13 protein-coding genes and 1 riboswitch are annotated in these 20,289 nt (G+C 49.3%); of the genes, 4 read left to right on the top strand and 9 right to left on the bottom strand.

The annotated features are described in order from the left end of the window. Positions 1–17: 17 nt before the first annotated feature. Positions 18–407, bottom strand: a complete 390-nt coding sequence (gene gcvH / locus AB4114_RS13490; protein WP_171633049.1) for a glycine cleavage system protein GcvH — start codon at positions 405–407, stop codon at positions 18–20. A 199-nt stretch (positions 408–606) separates the two neighbouring features. Then, positions 607–703: riboswitch (glycine riboswitch) on the top strand. A 211-nt stretch (positions 704–914) separates the two neighbouring features. Between gcvH and gcvT the strand changes: the two genes are divergently transcribed. Genes gcvT through gcvPB form a run of 3 tightly spaced genes read left to right on the top strand, consistent with a single transcriptional unit; the run spans position 915 to position 4,854 of the window. Then, positions 915–2,009 carry a glycine cleavage system aminomethyltransferase GcvT gene (gcvT, locus tag AB4114_RS13485; RefSeq protein ID WP_441988943.1) on the top strand — a complete coding sequence of 365 codons (1,095 nt, stop codon included), beginning with the start codon at positions 915–917 and terminating at the stop codon, positions 2,007–2,009. A gap of 35 nt (positions 2,010–2,044) precedes the next feature. Beyond that, a complete protein-coding gene (gcvPA, locus tag AB4114_RS13480; RefSeq protein ID WP_441988921.1) occupies positions 2,045–3,400 on the top strand; it encodes an aminomethyl-transferring glycine dehydrogenase subunit GcvPA in 1,356 nt (451 codons plus the stop codon). Further along, complete coding sequence (gene gcvPB / locus AB4114_RS13475) at positions 3,397–4,854, top strand: aminomethyl-transferring glycine dehydrogenase subunit GcvPB (RefSeq protein WP_441988920.1); 1,458 nt, start codon at positions 3,397–3,399, stop codon at positions 4,852–4,854. Before gcvPA ends, gcvPB begins: the two co-directional genes overlap by 4 nt. Positions 4,855–4,936: 82 nt before the next feature. Here gcvPB and AB4114_RS13470 read toward each other — a convergent pair whose 3' ends face one another. The 7 genes from AB4114_RS13470 to AB4114_RS13440 all read right to left on the bottom strand — a co-directional run bounded on the left by AB4114_RS13470 (position 4,937) and on the right by AB4114_RS13440 (position 18,156). Then, entirely contained in the window at positions 4,937–8,098 is a 3,162-nt protein-coding gene (locus AB4114_RS13470) for an S-layer homology domain-containing protein (protein ID WP_441988919.1), read from the bottom strand. Between the two features lie 12 nt (positions 8,099–8,110). Continuing rightward, the gene (locus AB4114_RS13465) at positions 8,111–11,680 is read right to left on the bottom strand and encodes a hypothetical protein (protein WP_441988918.1); all 3,570 of its coding nucleotides are present in this window, start codon (positions 11,678–11,680) and stop codon (positions 8,111–8,113) included. Positions 11,681–11,752: 72 nt separating this feature from the next. Then, positions 11,753–13,525, bottom strand: coding sequence for a hypothetical protein (locus tag AB4114_RS13460; protein ID WP_441988917.1), 1,773 nt, complete (start codon positions 13,523–13,525; stop codon positions 11,753–11,755). Between the two features lie 65 nt (positions 13,526–13,590). Continuing rightward, positions 13,591–15,195 carry an extracellular solute-binding protein gene (locus tag AB4114_RS13455; RefSeq protein ID WP_441988916.1) on the bottom strand — a complete coding sequence of 535 codons (1,605 nt, stop codon included), beginning with the start codon at positions 15,193–15,195 and terminating at the stop codon, positions 13,591–13,593. 51 nt (positions 15,196–15,246) lie between these two features. Beyond that, positions 15,247–16,128, bottom strand: coding sequence for a carbohydrate ABC transporter permease (locus AB4114_RS13450; RefSeq protein ID WP_441988915.1), 882 nt, complete (start codon positions 16,126–16,128; stop codon positions 15,247–15,249). Between the two features lie 12 nt (positions 16,129–16,140). After that, positions 16,141–17,085, bottom strand: coding sequence for an ABC transporter permease (locus tag AB4114_RS13445; RefSeq protein WP_441988914.1), 945 nt, complete (start codon positions 17,083–17,085; stop codon positions 16,141–16,143). 33 nt (positions 17,086–17,118) lie between these two features. After that, entirely contained in the window at positions 17,119–18,156 is a 1,038-nt protein-coding gene (locus AB4114_RS13440; RefSeq protein ID WP_441988913.1) for a glycoside hydrolase family 88/105 protein, read from the bottom strand. A 218-nt stretch (positions 18,157–18,374) separates the two neighbouring features. Between AB4114_RS13440 and AB4114_RS13435 the strand changes: the two genes are divergently transcribed. Next, positions 18,375–19,238 carry an AraC family transcriptional regulator gene (locus AB4114_RS13435; RefSeq protein WP_441988912.1) on the top strand — a complete coding sequence of 288 codons (864 nt, stop codon included), beginning with the start codon at positions 18,375–18,377 and terminating at the stop codon, positions 19,236–19,238. A gap of 127 nt (positions 19,239–19,365) precedes the next feature. Here AB4114_RS13435 and AB4114_RS13430 read toward each other — a convergent pair whose 3' ends face one another. Next, positions 19,366–20,289: a Gfo/Idh/MocA family protein gene (locus AB4114_RS13430; protein WP_441988911.1), complete on the bottom strand. Its 924-nt coding sequence runs from the start codon at positions 20,287–20,289 to the stop codon at positions 19,366–19,368.

Genomic DNA, 20,289 nt, shown 5'->3' with positions numbered 1-20,289 from the left:
ATCTTCATTGAGACAACCTAGTCGTTACCGATATAGGAGCCGTATTCCGCAGCGCTCAATAAGCCTTCCAATGCTTCTGGTCCTGAGATTTCAACCTCAACCATCCAGCCTTCACCGAACGACGCATTGTTAACCAGCTCTGGCGAGCCTTCCAATGTGCTGTTCACAGCTGTTACTTTGCCTGATACCGGACAGAAAATATCCGAAACCGTTTTGACCGATTCCACACTCCCAATGCTCTCATTCGCTGTTACAGCAGCGCCCACTTTCGGAAGCTCTACGAATACAATATCTCCTAATTGATCCTGTGCAAAATCGGTAATCCCTATGCGAACCACCGTATCCGATAGCTTCTCTACCCACTCGTGCTCTTTGGTGTATAACAAATTGGCTTGTACGTTGCTCATCAGTCCACGCCTCACTCACTTACAAATTTTGCTTTTAGCTTAATCTACTGTGAACATCAAAGTCAAGATAGACGTCCCAGAAGCAGTGAAACGAGCATGCAGCCCCTCAACTGACCTTCCATATCAAAAGTTATTGTTGACAATCCACACCAATTTAGACACATAATGAAGTTAAATATGGCTAATTAAATATTGGCGAATGAGGATACAGGGAGAGACTGCTGAGCATAATGGCGGCGCCGAAGGAGTAAGCCCGGAGCGGTGAATCTCTCAGGCAAAAGGACCTGTATCGGACGCGACTCTGGAGAGCTTCGAACACTCGTTATTCACGGGAAATCGGACACCCAAGGGGAAACTTAACGATGGAATGTATAGATTCTACCGTTCTAGGCAACTCTCAGGTATAAAGGACAGGGGCAAAAGGTATGTTTGTGTTGCATACTTTTTGCTCCTATTTGTGTTTCCGAAATATAACCAACGGTAAATAAGTCCAATGAAAGTGAGGTTATTTACATGCTGAAACGAACACCGCTCTTCCCGATTTATGCGGAATATGGCGCGCGAATCATTGATTTTGGCGGCTGGGAGCTGCCCGTACAGTTTACTGGCATTCAGAAGGAGCACGATGCCGTCAGGGGGCAGGCCGGGCTTTTTGATGTGTCACATATGGGCGAAGTACGTATTCAAGGCCCGGATGCTTTCGCATTTTTACAACGCGTTACGACGAATGATGTGTCCAAACTGGTGGAAGGCCAGTGCCAGTACAGCCTCCTCTGCTACCCGAATGGCGGTGTGGTTGATGATCTGCTCGTTTATAAGTTCAGCGCTGATGACTACATGCTCGTTATCAATGCATCGAATATTGAGAAGGACGTCGCTTGGCTGCAACAGCATCTTGCAGGTCAGGTAGAACTGACCAATGTTTCTGAAGAGACTGCCTTGCTGGCTCTGCAAGGTCCAAAAGCTTTGACCATTTTAGCTAAATTGRCAGACGCACCGATTCAGACGTTGAAAACCTTTCATTTCCTCCCTGATGTGAAGGTAGGAGATGTGACAACGCTGCTCTCTCGTACTGGGTATACAGGTGAAGATGGCTTTGAGCTATATGTTGATCAAAAGGATGCGATTACGCTCTGGCGTTATCTACTCGAAGCTGGTGCTGAGCATGGGCTCATCCCGACAGGTTTAGGAGCTCGAGATACGCTTCGCTTTGAAGCGCGACTCCCTCTTTACGGACAGGAGCTATCTTCGGAGATTTCGCCCCTTGAGGCGGGGCTTTCCTTTTTTGTAAAGCTGGATAAAGGCGATTTCATAGGGCGGGATGCCCTGCTCAAGCAAAAAACAAACGGTGTACCCCGTAAGCTTGTCGGTATTGAAATGCAAGAACGTGGCATTCCACGTCCTCATTACGCCGTATACGCCGAAGGTAAACAGATTGGTGAGGTAACAACAGGTACGCAATCTCCAACGTACAAAACCAATGTTGGCTTAGCTTTGATCGATGCCGCGTATAGCGATTTAGGTACGGATGTGTATGTCGAAATCAGAGGCTCGCAAGTGAAAGCAACTGTAGTCTCTACCCCTTTTCACAAAAAGAAATAATTCCCGAATCCGGGTCGGAAGGAGCATCTTCGGTTATGAAACATCGTTATTTGCCTATTACGGAGCAGGATCAAAAGGAAATGCTGAAGACCATCGGCATCTCCTCCATGGAAGAGATGTTTAGCGATATCCCGCAGCAGGTGCGGTTTCAGGGCGATCTGCAAGTGGGGAATGCCCTCAGCGAGCAGGGATTACTCCGATATATGCGCGAGTTGGCGGGGCGCAATGCGGATTTCCAGCGCTACGCCAGCTTCCTCGGCGCTGGCATCTACGATCATCACCTTCCGGTGGTGATCAATCATGTGATCTCACGCTCAGAGTTCTACACAGCGTACACGCCTTATCAACCAGAAATTAGCCAGGGGGAATTGCAGGCGATTTTTGAATTTCAGTCGTACATCTGTGAGCTCACCGGCATGGCCGTGGCGAACGCCTCGATGTACGATGGCGCAACAGCGCTGGCCGAAGCCGGCGCGCTTGCCAGCGGCGCGACGAAGCGCAGCCGTCTGCTCGTGTCCCGCGCGGTGCACCCGGAGGCGCGCGCCGTCTTGCGCACGTCCGCCCGCGGGCTGAACTTGGACGTCGTCGAGATCTCCGTGACCCCCGAAGGTGTCACGGATCTGGACGATCTCGCGTCCAAGCTCGAGAGCGACGCAGCCGCCGTCATCCTCCAATCGCCGAATTTCTTCGGCTGCTTGGAGGATCTCGCGGCTGTGGAGCCGCTCGCGCACGGCGCGGGCGCACTGCTCGTCGTGAGCGCGAATCCGCTCACGCTCGGGCTGCTCGAAGCGCCGGGCAAGCTCGGCGCCGACATCGTCGTCGGCGATTGCCAGCCGCTCGGCATTCCAGCTGCGCTGGGAGGGCCGAGCTGCGGCTACTTCGCCGTCGCGGAGAGCTGGATGCGCCGCATGCCGGGGCGCATCGTGGGCCAAACCGTGGACCGCGATGGCAAGCGCGGTTTCGTGCTTACGCTGCAAGCGCGGGAGCAGCATATACGACGTGAGAAAGCCACGTCGAACATCTGCTCCAACCAGGCGCTTCTCGCGCTTTGCGCATCCGTGTACTTGTCCACGATGGGCAAGCAAGGCATTCAAGACGTTGGCACACTCAACGTCCAGAAGGCTCATTACGCGGCGAATCGCCTCACCGCGTCATCCAAACTGGAGCTGCCGTTCACTGGCAGCTACTTCAATGAATTTGCCGTCAAGCTGCCAGACGGCACGAACATCGAGGAGCTGAATCATCAGCTCCTCCAGCGCAATATCATCGGCGGCTACGATCTGGGCCGCGACTATCCCGAACTGGCCGGCCATATGTTAATCGCCGTCACCGAGCAACGAACACGCGAAGATATTGATGCCTTCGCAGCCGCATTGGAGGAACTCGTATGAACAACGAAAAAGCTCTTATTTTCGAAATGAGCCATCCTGGACGCGTCGCGTATTCCTTACCCGAATCAGATGTTCCCGATGTGAATATCGATGAACTGCTTCCGGCCAAGTTTCGGCGGCAGCTCGAACCTGACCTGCCCGAAGTGTATGAAGTCGATGTCATCCGCCACTACACGGCGCTTTCTCGCCGTAACTTTGGGGTAGATAATGGTTTCTATCCGCTAGGCTCGTGTACGATGAAATATAATCCCAAAATCAACGAAGACGTCGCCCGCTTCCCCGGCTTCGCCCATATTCACCCGTATCAGCCGGAAGAATCGATACAAGGAGCGATGGAGCTCTTGTACAATCTCCAGCATGATCTCGAAGCGATCACGGGAATGGATCGCGTAACTTTGCAGCCTGCGGCTGGCGCACATGGTGAATGGACGGGGCTTATGATGATCCGTGCTTATCACGAAAGCCGCGGCGAGCATCGGACCAAGGTCATTTGTCCCGATTCGGCGCATGGCACGAATCCAGCCAGTGCAACGGTTGCTGGGTTCCAAACCGTGACAATCAAATCCGATGATCGCGGCCTCGTGAATCTTGACGAATTGCGCCGTACCGTCGGTTCAGATACGGCCGCGCTCATGCTTACGAACCCGAACACACTCGGTTTGTTCGAAGAACAGATCGTCGAGATCGCCGAAATCGTGCATGCCGCAGGCGGACTGCTCTACTATGACGGCGCGAACGCGAATGCCATTATGGGCATCACGCGACCTGGGGACATGGGCTTCGATGTGGTCCATCTCAACCTGCACAAAACCATGAGCACCCCGCACGGCGGAGGCGGCCCTGGCGCTGGCCCTGTCGGCGTCAAAGAGCGGCTAATTCCGTTTCTGCCAACGCCACTTGTCGCCAAGCGCGAAGATAACAGCTACTATTTTGACTACAACTATCCGCAGTCTATCGGTCGCGTCAAAGGCTACTACGGCAACTTCGGCATCCTCGTTCGTGCCTACACGTACATTCGTACGCTCGGTCCGGAAGGCTTGCGCAAAGTATCCGAATACGCTGTGTTGAACGCCAACTACATGCTAGCTCGCTTAACGCCTTATTTCGACGTACCCCATCCCCGCTTCTGTAAGCATGAATTCGTGCTGTCCGGAAATCGTCAGAAGAAGCTGGGCGTACGTACACTCGATATTGCCAAAAGGTTGCTCGACTTCGGCTACCACCCGCCAACGATCTACTTCCCGCTCAGCGTGGAAGAATGCATCATGATCGAGCCGACGGAAACGGAAAGCAAGCAAACCTTGGATAGCTTCATCGATACGATGATCGCCATCGCCAAAGAAGTAGAAGAGAATCCAGAGTTGGTTAAAAATGCCCCATATACAACTGTCGTCAGCCGGATGGATGAGGCATTGGCCGCTCGGAAGCCGGTTCTGAACTGTACGTGCGGATAATCGTCCCGAACTTGCGAAAAGGCTGTTCCTGAAGTAGATAATTCTACTTTAGGAACAGCCTTTTGTTATCTGCATGAACGTGTTATTTTGTTGTGATCGACATTTTTTCTAAAAGCTTGAATAAAATAACGGCCATTTCGGCTCGGGATGCCGTTCCCCGAGGGTTTAGTCCTTTCCCGTCACCTTCTACGATGCCAAGTTGGATCAGTGCAGCTACACTGCTTCTCGCATAAGCGGAAATGCTGGCACTATCCACATAATCGTTGAGCACCGATTCATTGTATTGGATGTTTAACTTGCCGCTTGCATTCAACGATCTGACGCACAGCACCATCAAATCTTCTCTGGTGATCGCTTGCGTTGGCATCGCTTCATTATTACCCGTACCGGACATGATGCCAAGCTCCTTGGCAATTCCGAGAGATTGATAGTAATAATTTCCCTGACTAACATCGTTAAAATTACCTTGGAAGTCGGCGCTCAAATGAAGTGCTCTTACCAGCAACGTGATCACATCAGCACGTGAGACTTGATTACCGGGCTCAAATGAAGCAGCCGACGTGCCTTGAATAATCCCCTTCTCGGTAAGGGAATCAATAGCTTTCACTGCCCAATCGAAGCTTGGGGTGACATCCTTAAATTTCGATGATCCGGAAGCGCCTGCGCCGGGTAGGATTGGTGTTGATGGATCTGGTTGCTTTGGTTTCTCGGGTATTTCAGGCTGTTTCACCGGTTGGTCTGGTGATGGCGTAGGTGGCGGTGTTTCTGTACCACCTGTTCTCACGGTAACGACAGGCCCGTCATTGGTCCAGTTGCCAGCAGCATTTCCTGCTTCGATGGCAAACGTATACGAAGTGGCAGACTGCAAATTGGTCACTTGATACGTGCTTGCTGAAGCAGGAACGGAAGCGACCAATCGGCTGCCGTTATAAATCCGATAGCCGCTAACTTCAATTTCATCCGTTGCGCTGCTCCAACTTAGTTGAGCACTGTTCGTACTCACTTGCCCTGCTGTTACTTGACTATGCTCTGGCCAAACAGGTTTCGTTGTATCGCGCTTGACTTCAGCGCTAATCAGACTTGGGCTCACTTGAATGATGCTATCATTAACCAACGTACCAACGCTCATATTGCCCACCTGTAAATGAGCAACTAAGCCTGGATGCGTCAGATGAAAGACAAGTGTCACAACTTCACTTGCAGCAGCTGCCGAAACCGAATTGACATCATCCACGTCGCCTATTCTTGTTGCGGCATACAAAATACGTCCGCTTTCTGGCGTTATTATGCTTTGAAAGCCAGAGGGCTGCCCAGCGATCTCATACACACTGTCCGTCATAGACAGCGAATTGCCAGTCCCTGCGAACATTTCCGACTCCATACTAAGCAACTGCAATTCGGCAGGATCATAACCGAATTCCGCTTGCGCCGAATAAATGGGACCTAAGGCTCCATGAATCGCATCACTTCCAGCCATAATTTTCACGGTAAATGTATCCTTCGAAGCGGCTGTCTGAAGCGTGAATTCGGAAGCAGCGACATCGCCCTGTACAGTGACAATAGCAGACACCTCCGCTCCTGCATAATTGGCTGTCACTGTCGTCGTACCGCTGCGCAGCGCGGTTACTTTCCCATCGGCATCAACCTTAACTATCGAAGGGTCTGCCGCTTGGAAGGACGACTGTCCGGTTACGTCGACAGGACTCCCATCCGGCCTGACTAAGCTGACCGTGGTCGCGTGCGTCGCCCCATTCTTTAATGTATATGCCCTACTGTCCAGCTGGATGGAAGAGACTCGAACTGGAAATCCGACGCTTTTGGTGCCGTACGTCACGGTTACGACGGATTGCCCAGTTGAAATAGCAAGCACGTTACCAGAAGCATCCACCACCACCACGGTCGGATGATCCGAAGTGTATCTCGCAGAGTTGCCAATATCGGTTATATAGCCGTCCGAATAAACAGCTTGTGTAATACTTCTGGCCGTACCGCCTACAATAAGATCCATCCCACCAACTCCTGGAGACAATGAGACAAGCTCTTGAAGGATTGGTAGAACCGTCACCGTTGCTGTAGCGCTTTTATTCCCGTACGTGGCTGTCAACACCGATGTGCCATAATGAAGCGCACTCATTTTGCCACTGCTGGCATCGACAGAAGCAACCATCGGGTCGCTCGATACAAACGAAACGCCTGGCAGTCCGTTCGCGATTCTCGCTCCATCTGAATAAACGGCAGTGAGTACCGAAATTTGCTGTTCGCCTTCCTCCAAAACATAATTGGTTTGATCAAGCTGAACTTCGTTCAGCACAGGAGCGGTAGAAACCGTAACCGTCGTCGAAGCGGTCACATCTCCAATAGAGGAGGTAATGATAGCCGTCCCCAGACTAATTCCTGTGACGTTGCCTTGATCATCAACGGCCGCCACCGCTGGATTGGATGAACGGTAAAAGGCTTTATCCGACACATTTAACGTATAATCGCTGTAATTCGCTGTAACTTGCGAGCTATGAGCGGCATTCACCGTCAAATGATAGTCGGGCTCCATAACGATCGAATCTGGGAGTTGATCCACGAATAAATCATCAAATTGGATCGTTCCTTTCTGTGCTTTGTCCAGGGAAAAGCGGACGAGTTTCAGTGTATCCGTGCTTGCGGTTGTATCCCGGAAGGCAAATCCAGCCGCCTTCTTTACGCCGTCTATATATGCGTCATACTTTTTCGTAGCGGTATCTAGAATAAACTGGACATGATACCACCGATTTGCTTGAAACCCTGACAAAATTGAGCTGCTCGTTGCTCCATTATAGGCGTTAATATTCGTACCCGAAATAGATAGACTGATCATATTGTTACTTGTGGTAGAGCCATAGATATATGGCGCCGACTTCGTTCCACTCGTTTCGTCTGACTTAAGTCGGTAACTAACGACGGCTTTCCCCGTTACGGACAAATTCTTTCGGTCCAATGTAAGATTAGCTGCAGCTGCTGTAGTTGTTTTTTCAAGTCGCACACTCTGATTCGACAGATCTCCGCCGTTAGAGACAACCTGAATGGATCCATCCGGTGTAAGGGTCGGTGTCCAATTAGTGGCCGAGAAGTTCCCTGACTGCAGCGAGTTGAAATTTTCATCCATCCCCACAACTGTAGCGGCTGCTGCGGGACTCGGCACTATCCCGAAGGAGGCTGCGGTCAAAGTGACAAGCAGAGCTACAGCAATATGTGATTTTTTCCATTTTATCATTGTTCACCCTCCTTAAGGCTGATTCTTCGTTGGCCGCATGTAATAACCAAGCTGCCCCAAATCGGCGGTATTGATTTGTCCATCGTTATTCAAGTCCAAGGCATAAGGAAAATGCAACGGATCGCCTCCCTGTGTAGCGCCTAACTGCTGGCGTAATCGTGATAAGTCGGATCCTTGTACGGCATGGCCGTCGATCAGAGCAGTTTTTCCGGCTTTATCAATAAATAAGGAATGCCCATCGTGCAACACGAGTTTCATGCCTTCGTCTTCAACGGTCAGCGAGCCAAGAACATCTGTTCGTCCATCGTATTTCGCAACGGATTTCACAGTAAACCCAGTTGCACCTGCATTTGGCTCTATTTTGCTGACGAAGTATACCCAATCTCCTTCTTGATACGTTGTGGCGAGCGTGCTATCCGTCACTTGAACCGTAATCTTGTCACTGTTTGCAAACTGCACAATACTGCCATTATTCGCAGATGAACGGACATTTGTCGGGTCCCACAGCGCTTTAGAATACAAATCGTCCATAATTTTACCTGGTGTTGTGACAAACCCTGCGCTTAATGCACCTTCATCGGCAATTGACAGCCATGTCGGCTTGGCTGCGCCACCGGCAGGTGCGTTCTCCGCTTTCAGCATCGGGAAGCCTGTAACTCTAGCTGATCCGGCAACGAATGCTGGGCTTGTTATGGTGCCAGCATCTTTGGTCAAGTCAAGAAGCGGCGTACCATCCGTGCCATAGAGGCCGTTTATACGAATTCGATCAAGCTCAGTGGTCCCTGGCGCATACAATCGGTTCGGAACGGACATGTAGGGGAGCCCTATCAATTCACCAAGCGATAGATAGCTTTGTGTGGAGCCAAATCGAACAGCCAGCACGTTATATAACGATTTCCCGTCCGTGATATAGTATTGCTTCGTCGTGTTGAGCCCATTAGTGCTCGCTCCATCGTCTTGCCGAACAAAATAATTGGGGAGCACTTGATTGGTCGTAAGCTGCTTCACGTCGTCATACTGTCTGCTTCCATCTGCCGCCTTTACGTACCAACCATTCACGCGATCGATTTTCGGGAAGCCCGGTTTATCAGGATCGCTTCTGCCGGTATCGTACAGACTCTCCATGAAATCTGTACCCGAAACGGAAATATTGAGCGGCTGTCTGCCATCTGTTTTAAAATAAGCCGACACGTCTCCTTTTCGCAGACTGTTCGTTTCAAGCTTCTGCTGTTGCGTGCGATCCCATGGATAGTGCTCCATCGTTTCATACATTTGCAGCGGTCCGTGAACCGCGATATGTCCTAAGTTCGCCGTATCGCCGTAAGTCATTATCGGTGAAGAGAACGATTTGATCAGAAAGCGCCCAAGATCCGCCTGCAGCTCATGCCCCCAGTACGAGAGTCCTGAAAAGTTCCCCATATTATAGGCAGAGCTGCCGCCTTCGTTATGGCGCGAACCCGCAAATATCCAACCGTCAGCTGCCATTCTGACATTAAAATAACTTGCCATTTCCAGACCATCTTGATGTAGCAGCGTCTTCACATCGCTATATGCTGTATCTCCATCGGGAAGCACCTGCAGGATCCCTGCAAGATCACTTAACGAAACACCGGCATAACTCACATCAAAGCCGTTTACTTCATAAAAAATGTTATAACCATCTATATTTTGGCGTGCCGCCTTACGCACTCCGCCTGATGTTAACGGAAGGTTAGTACCGTCGATGCCAATGGCGTAGTAATCACGAATTTCCTTTTTCAAATTGTCATCATGAAGCAAGTTGGCTATTTGAATGCCGCCGAGCAAGGCAACGAGCGATTGATTCATCGATTGCTGGGTATTGAATTGAGACACCCGTGTGAGCCATGTCCACATCGATAACGCCTTCGCTTTGGCATCCGCCATTTGCTGTTCCGTAAACAAGCCCTCTCCATATTGAATGGCCGTTGCCAAATTATGCAGGCCAAAGGCAGTCGTCGGGTAGTCCGCGCCTGTAGTTGCGCCACTTACGCTATAGGGCAGGTAAGCCGCTCCGCTGTTGTTCTGGCCAGGCATCAATTTAGATGCGTTCGCGATGTTATCGATGGTCATGATTCTATTTTTCAGATAAAAATCAAGTCCATCACGTGTCCGCTTCGCGAGCAAGTCATCGGTCTTTCCGGTGTGCCCCCAATTAAAAGCAAGCAATCCGAGCGTTCCGAGTCCAGCTTCTGTACTGCTAGCTTGTTGGTCAACACCGATATATGAGACATTGTCGAATGTCACAGTGCCTTGGGCATGATTGCTGCGCAATTCGATCCGCACATAATATACGGGATATGGTGTATCGAAAATACCATTGATCTCGCCCCACTGCCCTGCTGTCGGAGCGCCGTAAAAGCTCGTGCTGCCGATCTGCTGTTTATTTTGATCGAGATAAACGAGACGTGCTTCCACACCCTGCTCATCGGATGCGGCAAATCCCTGTTCCGTCTTATATTTCACATTAAAAATACGATAATCACCGCCGAATTGCCGTGTACCATTGCCTGACGCGGACAGCGTGTTGCTTAGTAGAGCGACCGCTGAGGTTGATGACGTTACGATCTGCCCACCTTTTCCACTGTATCCACCCGTCCCTGATACCGTAATGGTCGAAGCACCGTTTTCCTTAACAGCCGTCCAAGATGCTGTAGTCTCGAACCCGGCATTAGGAACAGCTGCCGTGCCTTTGGTCGCATAAGGAATCTGGTCGCTGCCAGCCGAAGTATCAACGCGCATTAAACGGATTCCATCCCAAAGCACAGTTCCCTTGCTATCATCCATCCCGGCTTGCACGACGATACGAGCTGGCTGCTGCGAGGGAACGGTCACAAGTCCTCGAATTTCTTGCCAGCCTGCCGCACCGCTTGCACCAGTGAACACAGAAGGCGTACCAATCGCTTGACCGTTATTGTCCAAGAACGTCACTTTCGCGTAAATGCCCTGTCCCAGTGCCGATGTTACCAGCTGTTCAGCCTTATAGAATGCGCTTAAAATCATCAAACTGCCTGGTGTAACTGTCACATCGGCAGGTGCCGTATAGTCAACCATCACATGAACCGGATTGCTTATTTGCTGAACAAGAGCAGCGCTGCCCGAAGATTGCGCGTCCATTTTGGTATAACCGCTGCCTTCCAATGCGACAGATGTATCCTGCTCCCAAGTCACATTCACCTGATTGGGTGTTCCACTAGCGCCATCCGTCAGGCTCCAGCCTTGCGGCACACTGGAAGCACCCTTTTCAAATCCATAATTATCTGTAATATTCCCCGCAGTCAGATTGCTGCCCGAGACATATACTTTTTGCGGGTAATTATCAAATCGGCCATCAGGCTGCTGATTGGCAATCAGATTTTGCTGAAAAAAGCTCAACATCGTTTCGCTTTTAGCTAAGTCTGGGTATACGTTATCAACCCTGTCGTAGTAGATTGGGGTATCTGGTGTCATCGCCGCACTATCGGCAGCTGTCACCACCGGACAGAAGGATGCGGCTGACAGCAGCCCCGCCAGAGCGAGCGAATACCACCGTACGCTTTTGTTTCGCAAGGAACTTTTCTGCATAATTGACCTCCCATATTGTTTTGGTTGCGCTTACATTTCGTTTCTGGAGGGAGCGGCAACCCGCTCCTCCTTTCACACTGACCAGATCGGAGCACCTGCTTCGATCTTCAATTCCTTGCTTCCCACTGCCTCTAGCATGGATTGGCGGAATGGCCATACACCAGTCGGTGCCTCCAAATTCAGTTTCTTACCTGCATCTTCATAAGTAAGCTGTAACCGTCCATCACGGTTCACCGCTTTCATGCCAGCGAGCTTGGCTAGCCATTCATCGTCTGGACAATCTGCGCTTTCGATAACTAAACCGAACAACACATGGGCTTCAATTAGCTCGGTAAGCGCCAAATCCTTGCCCTCACCCTCATACATAACAATCTCCAATGAGGTCGTGGCGTCATCTTCTGTTAGTCGAACATGCGGGGTGTACGTTCCGAAGCGGCACTCATGAAGCATGAGTCCGATCTTCACATGAGGCGTACGAATCAGCAACGGTTTCCCTACATCCACTTGATCCGGCAGCATCAGCCCACTGCGGTCTCCGCCAAACTCGAAACGGAACAGCAGGGATGACGCATGTATGGTTCCTTGAATCGGATCCAGTACAAAGTGCTTGTCACCATGATCCGAGCAGAACCGAGCAATGCCTAACAGATGGCCTCGGTGCTGGATCGTGTGCAACAGGCCGGAGCTGAAATCGTATTGGTCGTGAAGACAGCGGAAGCGCAAACTCGTAGCCTGTTCCGCTTCTCCCCAATACGCCGTCAACGGTCTGCGTTGGTTCCATAGATCGCAATGATTGAAGGAGCCCAGCGCAAAAGCAGGTGTTAGGTATGACGATGCAATAACAGGTGCTGCTCCCTTTACAATCACTTTCTCCGTGAATGAAGCTGCACGTCCTGTCTTGAAGTACGCTACAAACGCTTCGGGCATATTCAGCCCCACACGTGCCCATAACGCGCTAATCTCCAATTCATTCTCCTCTAGGAATTGAAGTCGACCTTGCCCTGCAAGTTGTAGAAATGAGAGCAGCCCTTTCCCTTGCAGCGTTTCGTAGGATCGACTGTGCGGTCCAGCCCACTGGCGGGTAGCACTATGATAATGCTCGGCAATGGAAGCCCAAGCCATGTCATGCAGTTCTTCAATCATGTTCAGACTCGCAGCATCACGGATATGTCTGAGCATGAGCGATAAATCCTCAATGGCGACAACGGTATATGTCGGGCTGTTATATTCCGTGAATGCGCCGTGAAACGTACAATATTCATGCAATAGCTCCAATTTGCTCCGTCCATAAGTGAACAGTTCCATATTCCCGAGTAATTCGCCAGCAAGCAACGACACATAGGTACCCATGATGCAAATATTCGTATAAGAAGGCATCACATTGCGTTGCATAATTAACACTGCTGCCGCCTCCAGTGAAGTCCTTATTCGGGTAAGCAGTTCTTGTGGCAATTTATCCGCATGATCTACGTAAGCTTGAATTAACGCTTTTCCGCAAAAGTCAGCCCAGTTGCGATCTGGCGAGGCCATATCCGCGATGGGTTCTTCCATATAATAGGGCCAAATCCCATAATTGGACTGTTTGCGATCTAGTTCTTGGAAATCAAGCAAACGTCCAATGATTCCAGCTGCAAGCTCGGTATCACCTTCAGCCTGACGGTCCAGCAGCGATAAAGCAAAGTAAAACGATTCGCGAATCATATGAACCTCGGCGTTGCGTATGTTCGTATGGTAATTGTACGCCGGGCCTCTTCTCGTTTTGAGTGCGAGCTTCTGAATATCAAAATTGTTCCACTGCTTTTGCACAATATCGCTACACAACTGTCTGATCGATGAGTTCATCATGTGTCTTGCCCTTCCTTTACAAAAGTTAGCTGGAAAAAATCCCCCGTTTCACCGGGGGAGATGTCTTACTTTTTAGCATTTTTAAGCGCTTCGTTATATTCTTGCACTACTTTGGTTCCATTTTTGTCCATAAATGATTTCAACACTTGATCCCATTCAGATGAGCTAAGTTGGCCCATGACATATTTAACTTTCGCCTTTACAAGTTCCATATACAAGTCTGGTGTGCTTTGTTCCGTAGTGGATTGAAGTCCGGCAATTGGGCTCGCTTTTAGATGTTTGATCAAAATATCATTTGCTGCAATTTCCAGTTTCAACGTTTCTGGATCATCCGAATCTTTCGTGTAGTTCGTATTTTCCGGACTTGGCAGCGCTTGTGTCGGTAGAATGTATCCGCCACCAAGCTTAGCCAACTTATCCTTGTCCGTCACTTCGACGTTTCCGTCAGGGTTCGTCTTGAACGTAACACCATCCAAACCGAAGTTTTGCAGCTTGTTGAATTTCTGTGTTCCCGCTACGACATAGCCGTTATCTTTGGAAGGACCATAGTCGAGCCATTGCAGAATCGTTTTCAATTTATTCGCATCTTTGGCAGCTGCAGAGCTGATAAAGATGGCGCCGACGTTACCTGGTCCGGATACAACGCCACTTTTACCAGTAGGACCTACAGGTGGTTCAAAGGCCGTTAGCTTAGCGCCCKGCGTAGTCTTAGGAACGGTAGTCGTAAAGTTACGAATGACCGAAACGAAGTCAAATGTAATCCCGCCTTTACCATTTTTGAAGAATTTATCCTGCGCCTGATTCGCTTTGTTCAAGGCGAAATCCGGATCGACTAGACCTTCGCTAACAGCTTTTTTCAGCCAGTCCAGGTAGGTTTTGTACTCAGGGAGTGTTTCGTTCATGGCAAGTTGACCGTCCTTAAGCACCCAACCAGAGCCATCGAGACCAAAGCTGTAAAGCAAATCGCTCGCTCCCCAGAATTCCCGACCGTTGAAATCACCGATACGTCCAGTAATTTCACCAAGTTGAAGACCGTACGTATCCTTTTTGCCGTTGCCATCAGGGTCGTTGTTCGTCATGGCCTGCATCGTGGCATAAAGCTCATCCAATGTCTTCGGCACTGGCATTTTCAGCTTATCCAGCCAATCCTGGCGAATCAGCGGTGCATTTGGCGCAGACAGGAGTGAACGGGCAATCGGGATACCGTACACCTTGCCGTTATAGCTGATATTGTCATAGTGAAGCTTCGTATACTTCAAGTTCGGATATTTAGAAATGTACTCATCCAGCGGAGCTACAGCTCCCTGCTTTATCAACCTGACTGCGGTTGCATCATAGTTATATGTAAACACATCAGGCATCTCACCCGATGCCACCATCGCATTAAACTTTTCCTGGAAGTTCGAGTTAGGAATCGGTGTAAATTTAAGGTCCATGTTAAACTTTTCATTCAACCATTTAATACCATCATTGTTATCAACATCAGGCACGGTGTTTACATTCATCGAGAACGTAATCGGTACTGGCTTCGCTGGCGTAGTGGTTGCATTCTTGGTGGGAGCTGAGCTCGATGAAGCTGTATCTGATTTGCCGCACCCGGAAAGAATAAGGGCCCCCCCGATAATTACGGTAAAGCAAGTATAAATCGTTTTCTGAGATAGCTGTTTCATTTTCAAAATCCCCCTTAGCATAGATCGCGAATTTGATTATCTTTGTGATGCTTAACCTTTGATGGAACCGATCATGACACCCTTCACAAAATACTTCTGCAAGAACGGGTACACCAGCACGATCGGCAGCGTAGCGACAATGACCATAGCCATTTTGATTGGCTCTGCCAACTGCATCATATCATTTTGATCGATCATGGAAGCATTGAGCTCCGACGAACTCAAGACCAAGAGCACCTGGCGCAGGAATACTTGCATTGGCCATTTATCCGGGTTATTGATATATAGAATGGCATGGAAAAATTCGTTCCAATGGCCAACTGCGTAGAACAGGATCATCGTCGCGATGATAGGCATAGACACCGGCAGCACGATGCGGAAGAAGGTACCGTACTCCGTACAGCCGTCGATCGTTGCCGACTCCTCAAGACTATCTGGAATGTTCTGCATGAACGATTTCACGATGATGACATTGAATGCGCTTGCCGCTCCAGGAATGATCAGCGACCATAAGCTGTCAAGTAAACCTAAGCTTTTGATTAGAATAAATGTTGGAATCATCCCACCGCTGAATAGCGTCGTAAAAAATACGAGCATGAGAATCGGATTGCGAAATGGCAGCTGCGATTTGGATAATGCGTACGCAAGCGTAAACGTGATGACCAGGTTTAACGCTGTTCCAACAACCGTGATAAACACGGTTATACTTAATGCCTGGATTAAATCCCCTTGCTTGAAAATATAGTGATAGGCTTCCAGCGTCCAACCGCGTGGCCAGAGCACTAAACCGCCTCTGCTCAGTTCGACCCCGCTCGAGAGCGATGAAGCTAATACATTGACGAATGGCAGCAGCATGGCAGCCGATACAAGTGCAAGCAGTACATAGTTGAAACGGTCAAATAGGACCTCGCCAAATGTTCGTTTGAATCTCATGGTTTCACCTCTCTAGAAAAGCCCTTCTTCGCCTAGTTTTTTGGTTAGTTTATTAGCACTTAGAATCAGGATGAGTCCTACCAAAGAGTTGAACAACCCGGCCGCCGAGGCAAAGCTGAAGTCCCCTTGGAGAATACCTTCCCGGTACACATAAGTGGCGAATACGTCCCCTACATCCAGTACGAGCGGGTTCAGCATCAAGAATATTTGCTCGAAGCCCACGTTAAGAATATGACCCAACTGCAGCAATAGCAGCATGATGATCGTCGGACGGATCGATGGAAGCGTGATATTCCACAGCTGGCGCCAACGGCTCGCGCCATCCATCACTGCAGCCTCATACATCTCAGGCGATACACTGCTCAGCGCAGCAAGGAAAATGATTGTACCCCAGCCCGTTTCCTTCCAGATGTTTTGAAGCACGATGGTGATCTGAAACAGCTCCGGCATCATCATCCATTTCTTAGCCGTTCCTCCGAACATAACCACAAGTTCATTGACAAAACCGGTTGAGGAGAACATCAGCGAGTAAATCCCGATGACGATGACCCACGACAAGAAGTGAGGCAGATAGACAATCGTTTGCACAAACCTTTTGTACAGTGCATTCCGCAACTCATTGAGCAAAAGCGCCAACACAATCGGTGCCGGGAAGAAAAAGACAAGCTTCATTAAATTGATCATTAACGTATTTCCCAAGAGCCTTAGAAAATTGTCCCCTTGGAAAAAGTCCACAAAATGTTTGAACCCGACCCAATCGCTTTTGAGAAATCCTTGGAAAGGACTGTAGTCTTGAAACGCGATCAACACGCCCCACATAGGTACGTAGTGAAATAAGAGAAAATAAATAATGCCGGGAAGCGCGAGCACATATAACCTGCGATAGCGGTACATGCTTCGCAGAAGTGAGCGTTTTCGGGGGCCGGTCGTAGATGACGCGGAAGTTTGTACATTCATGCCTAACCCTCCAGAACTAGAAATAACTTAAATTTACTCAAGACCGAAGCACTCTGCCAGCAGCATCAGAACGAGTCCTTGACCATACAAGGTCGGTATTCGCTCAATGCCTTGATACGCCTCGATTGTCGGCATAATCGGTGTGCCTCCGGAAACGCTGTTTACTTCCCCGGCCGTATTAATATTCCCCAATACACCGTGTAATGCGCTTGTTACGTGTGTGTGATAGGTCTCATCCAGGAGTCCAGTGCGAATAGCCAGTATAATTCCGCAAGCAATGCCCGCACTACCTGACGTCTCTTGGTAAAAGTCTGCACGATCCATAACGGTGTGCCACAAACCATTGCCGCTTTGATAACCAATCAAACCGTCAATCATACGCTTGTAGCTTGCCCCGATCTCTGCCGGTATGGTGATGAGTTCAGAAATTTCTTTCAAAATTTCAGGCACCGCCACACAAACCCAGGCATTCGCTCGCGTCCATCTGGCTGCGGATAAATGGTTCTCTTGTACACAGTTCCATCCGTGGAACAAAACGCCTGTCTCCTCATCTTGCAGTAAACGCAGATGCAAGCTGACCTGCTCCAGTACCTGTTCTGCAAGATCTGCATCCTTGGTTAATTTCGCCGTGCGAGCTAACAGCAGAACAGCCATAAATATTGTATCTGCCCATACTTGCTCAGGGAAGCTGTCTTTCTCGGTGACAGTATGCTCAAATGCTCCCTCGCGTGTACGTGGAGCCTCTTGCACCATCCACTGGGATATTTGTTTGGCTTGATCCAGATAATACGTTTCTTTGGTTAGTTCATACAGTCTTGGAAAGATAGCAAATGGTGCCATCGAATTGATAACTTTTGTACGACCTGCTTTTTCTTGATTTCGTTTGACCCACCCGGTTAAATAGTCCAGCACATCTTGATTGCCCGTTTTCTCATAATAATGCAACAGTGCGATCGTACCTACACCTGGAACCCAATCCCATTCATTAATGTTCATACCCCAGTCGGTCGATCTGCTTTCCGTCATATAACGATACACACGATCTGCAGCATTTTTTATGTGTTCTTTCATTACAACAGCCATCCTCTGTCCAGCTCCCTCGATTGTATACCGCCTTTCTCTCTGTCGCCACCTCCGATTGGCGCTTATTAGCGGTTCTGAATCCAAGTATAGTATGAAAACGGATGCAAATCTCTCGATCAATTGCGTAAAACCATACCAATATTGCTTTATTGTTTTTTACCCATTAATATAAATGAGAGCGCATTCTACCACAAGGGGATTGGGACATGGAGAATACTACCTATCAATCGACCGACTTTTTCGTAAACAATAAATTACTAGAATTACCCATTCACATGAAATATAAGGAAACCGAGACAAACTTCTATATGAACTTTCATTCCCATGCTGGATTTGAAATTTATCTATTTCATGAAGGCAGCGGCTACTTTCTAATTGAAGAAAATATTTATCCGCTTGAAGGAAACGACATGATCTTGATCAGTTCCTTAGAGTCTCACAAGAGCTCACCCAAGCTGCAAACGCCTAGTACCCGTTCTGCCATCCACTTTTTGCCCGAACTGTTAGAACCCGAAATCCGGGAACGATTTCTCAGTGTATTTGATCGCAGCAACTCGCATCGGCATATTCGGATGAGCGGCGAGCGACTGCGCCATTTTGACTATCTGCTCCAACGGCTGCACGAAGAATATGCGCGGCTGAATACCGGTGACTTGCTGGCTATGCGGATTTACCTCAACGAAATGCTCTTGGAAATACACCGGCTTGTTTTTAACGGGGAAGACCATGAAGTGGAGTCCATTGCACGAAATACGATTAATCCCAAAATTGAAGAAGCGGTTAAGTATTTATCCAAAAATTTCACCTCGGATATTTCACTCGAGAAGCTTGCCCAGGATTTGTATATTAATCCGTATTACTTGTGCCATTTGTTCAAAAAAACAATCGGCCTAACGATAACCGATTTTCTGAACCAAACAAGAATTCATCACGCAAAGCGGTTGCTTGCCAACACCAAAATGCCGATCACCGAAATTTCGGAAGCTGTCGGCTTCAATAGTTTTTCGTATTTTGGGCGCGCCTTCAAAAAAATTGCTGGTATTACCCCTCGTAATTACCGTAACAAGTAATCGGCATAATCTTCTATTAACATCAAAGCCCCCACCCTAACTACAGGATGAGGGCTTCTAACTACGTAACGCATACAGCATTTCTATTCCGAAAATCCAACATACTCTCCTGCTTCACTAGTTGCTCTTACACCGACAGTTTCTCCACCAGCTCGTGCGAAGCCAGCACCAGATCCCCCCGAATGCCGCAAGCATTCGGATTATCCAGCGAGTCCAAGAAATGCTGGACGACACCAGCGAAGCCTCGGCGCTCCAGCACCGTATCCCAGCTGCCGAAGGTGCGCAGGCGCGGAGCGGCATTTTTATCATAAAAGACTGCTGACTCCAAATTCGTTACCTCGACGGATCTGCCGCTGCCGTGCAGCTCTACCTTCTCCAAATCAACACCAGCTAGTCTGACCATGCTATAGGAGCCTATTGCAGAACCGAAGCCCAGCGTTCCTGATGCATGCAACAATTTACCGTTGTCATCCACCTGTTGATGGGAGGCCCTCACTTCGTAAGAGCTTTCTCCTAACCAAAGCAACGTATCCAGCATGTGGATGAGATCATCATACAGCGTTTCTTTGGCGCTATGTCCCTGCAGCTTGGTACGATGTTTGACGGCTGAGGCCATATCGAATCCGCCCGCTTCCTGCAACCAATTCTTCGCCTCGATGTAGAGGGGAGCGTAGCGACGATTGAAGCCCGCTGCAAGCAGTACACCTTTGCGCTCCGCATAGGAAGCCATTTCCACGGACTCTGCCCACGCATACGAAAGCGGCTTATCTACATAGACCGCAACACCATGCGCCATACATGTCATCGCAATATCGTAATGTGTCGACGTCGGACTATGGACGAAAACAGCATCCAACCCAAGCGCCAACAATTCATCCAATTGCGTCGTCCCGAAAGGCACCCTATATTTCGCCTTCATGCGCTCCACAGTCGCTGAGGTAGAGCTCATAATCCCTACAAGGTCCACCCTTTCATTGACGGAAAGCAGCGGTAAGTATACTTTTTGTGCAATATCGCCTAGGCCGATGAGGCCGATTCTTTTTTTAGACAT

The organism is Paenibacillus sp. 2RAB27, assembly GCF_052115445.1.
Classification (GTDB): Bacteria; Bacillota; Bacilli; order Paenibacillales; family NBRC-103111; genus Paenibacillus_E.
Note: the sequence above shows the minus strand (reverse complement) of the source record. Positions and strands in the feature narration are given on the sequence as shown.

Excerpts from the sequence above, each read along its gene's own strand:
- AB4114_RS13435 (WP_441988912.1), top strand. The coding sequence starts at position 18,375 with ATGGAGAATACTACCTATCAATCGACCGACTTTTTCGTAAACAATAAA.
- AB4114_RS13450 (WP_441988915.1), bottom strand. The coding sequence starts at position 16,128 with ATGAGATTCAAACGAACATTTGGCGAGGTCCTATTTGACCGTTTCAAC.
- AB4114_RS13470 (WP_441988919.1), bottom strand. The coding sequence starts at position 8,098 with ATGATAAAATGGAAAAAATCACATATTGCTGTAGCTCTGCTTGTCACT.
- gcvPB (WP_441988920.1), top strand. The coding sequence starts at position 3,397 with ATGAACAACGAAAAAGCTCTTATTTTCGAAATGAGCCATCCTGGACGC.
- AB4114_RS13460 (WP_441988917.1), bottom strand. The coding sequence starts at position 13,525 with ATGATGAACTCATCGATCAGACAGTTGTGTAGCGATATTGTGCAAAAG.
- AB4114_RS13465 (WP_441988918.1), bottom strand. The coding sequence starts at position 11,680 with ATGCAGAAAAGTTCCTTGCGAAACAAAAGCGTACGGTGGTATTCGCTC.
- gcvPA (WP_441988921.1), top strand. The coding sequence starts at position 2,045 with ATGAAACATCGTTATTTGCCTATTACGGAGCAGGATCAAAAGGAAATG.
- AB4114_RS13430 (WP_441988911.1), bottom strand. The coding sequence starts at position 20,289 with ATGTCTAAAAAAAGAATCGGCCTCATCGGCCTAGGCGATATTGCACAA.
- AB4114_RS13445 (WP_441988914.1), bottom strand. The coding sequence starts at position 17,085 with ATGAATGTACAAACTTCCGCGTCATCTACGACCGGCCCCCGAAAACGC.
- gcvH (WP_171633049.1), bottom strand. The coding sequence starts at position 407 with ATGAGCAACGTACAAGCCAATTTGTTATACACCAAAGAGCACGAGTGG.
- AB4114_RS13440 (WP_441988913.1), bottom strand. The coding sequence starts at position 18,156 with ATGAAAGAACACATAAAAAATGCTGCAGATCGTGTGTATCGTTATATG.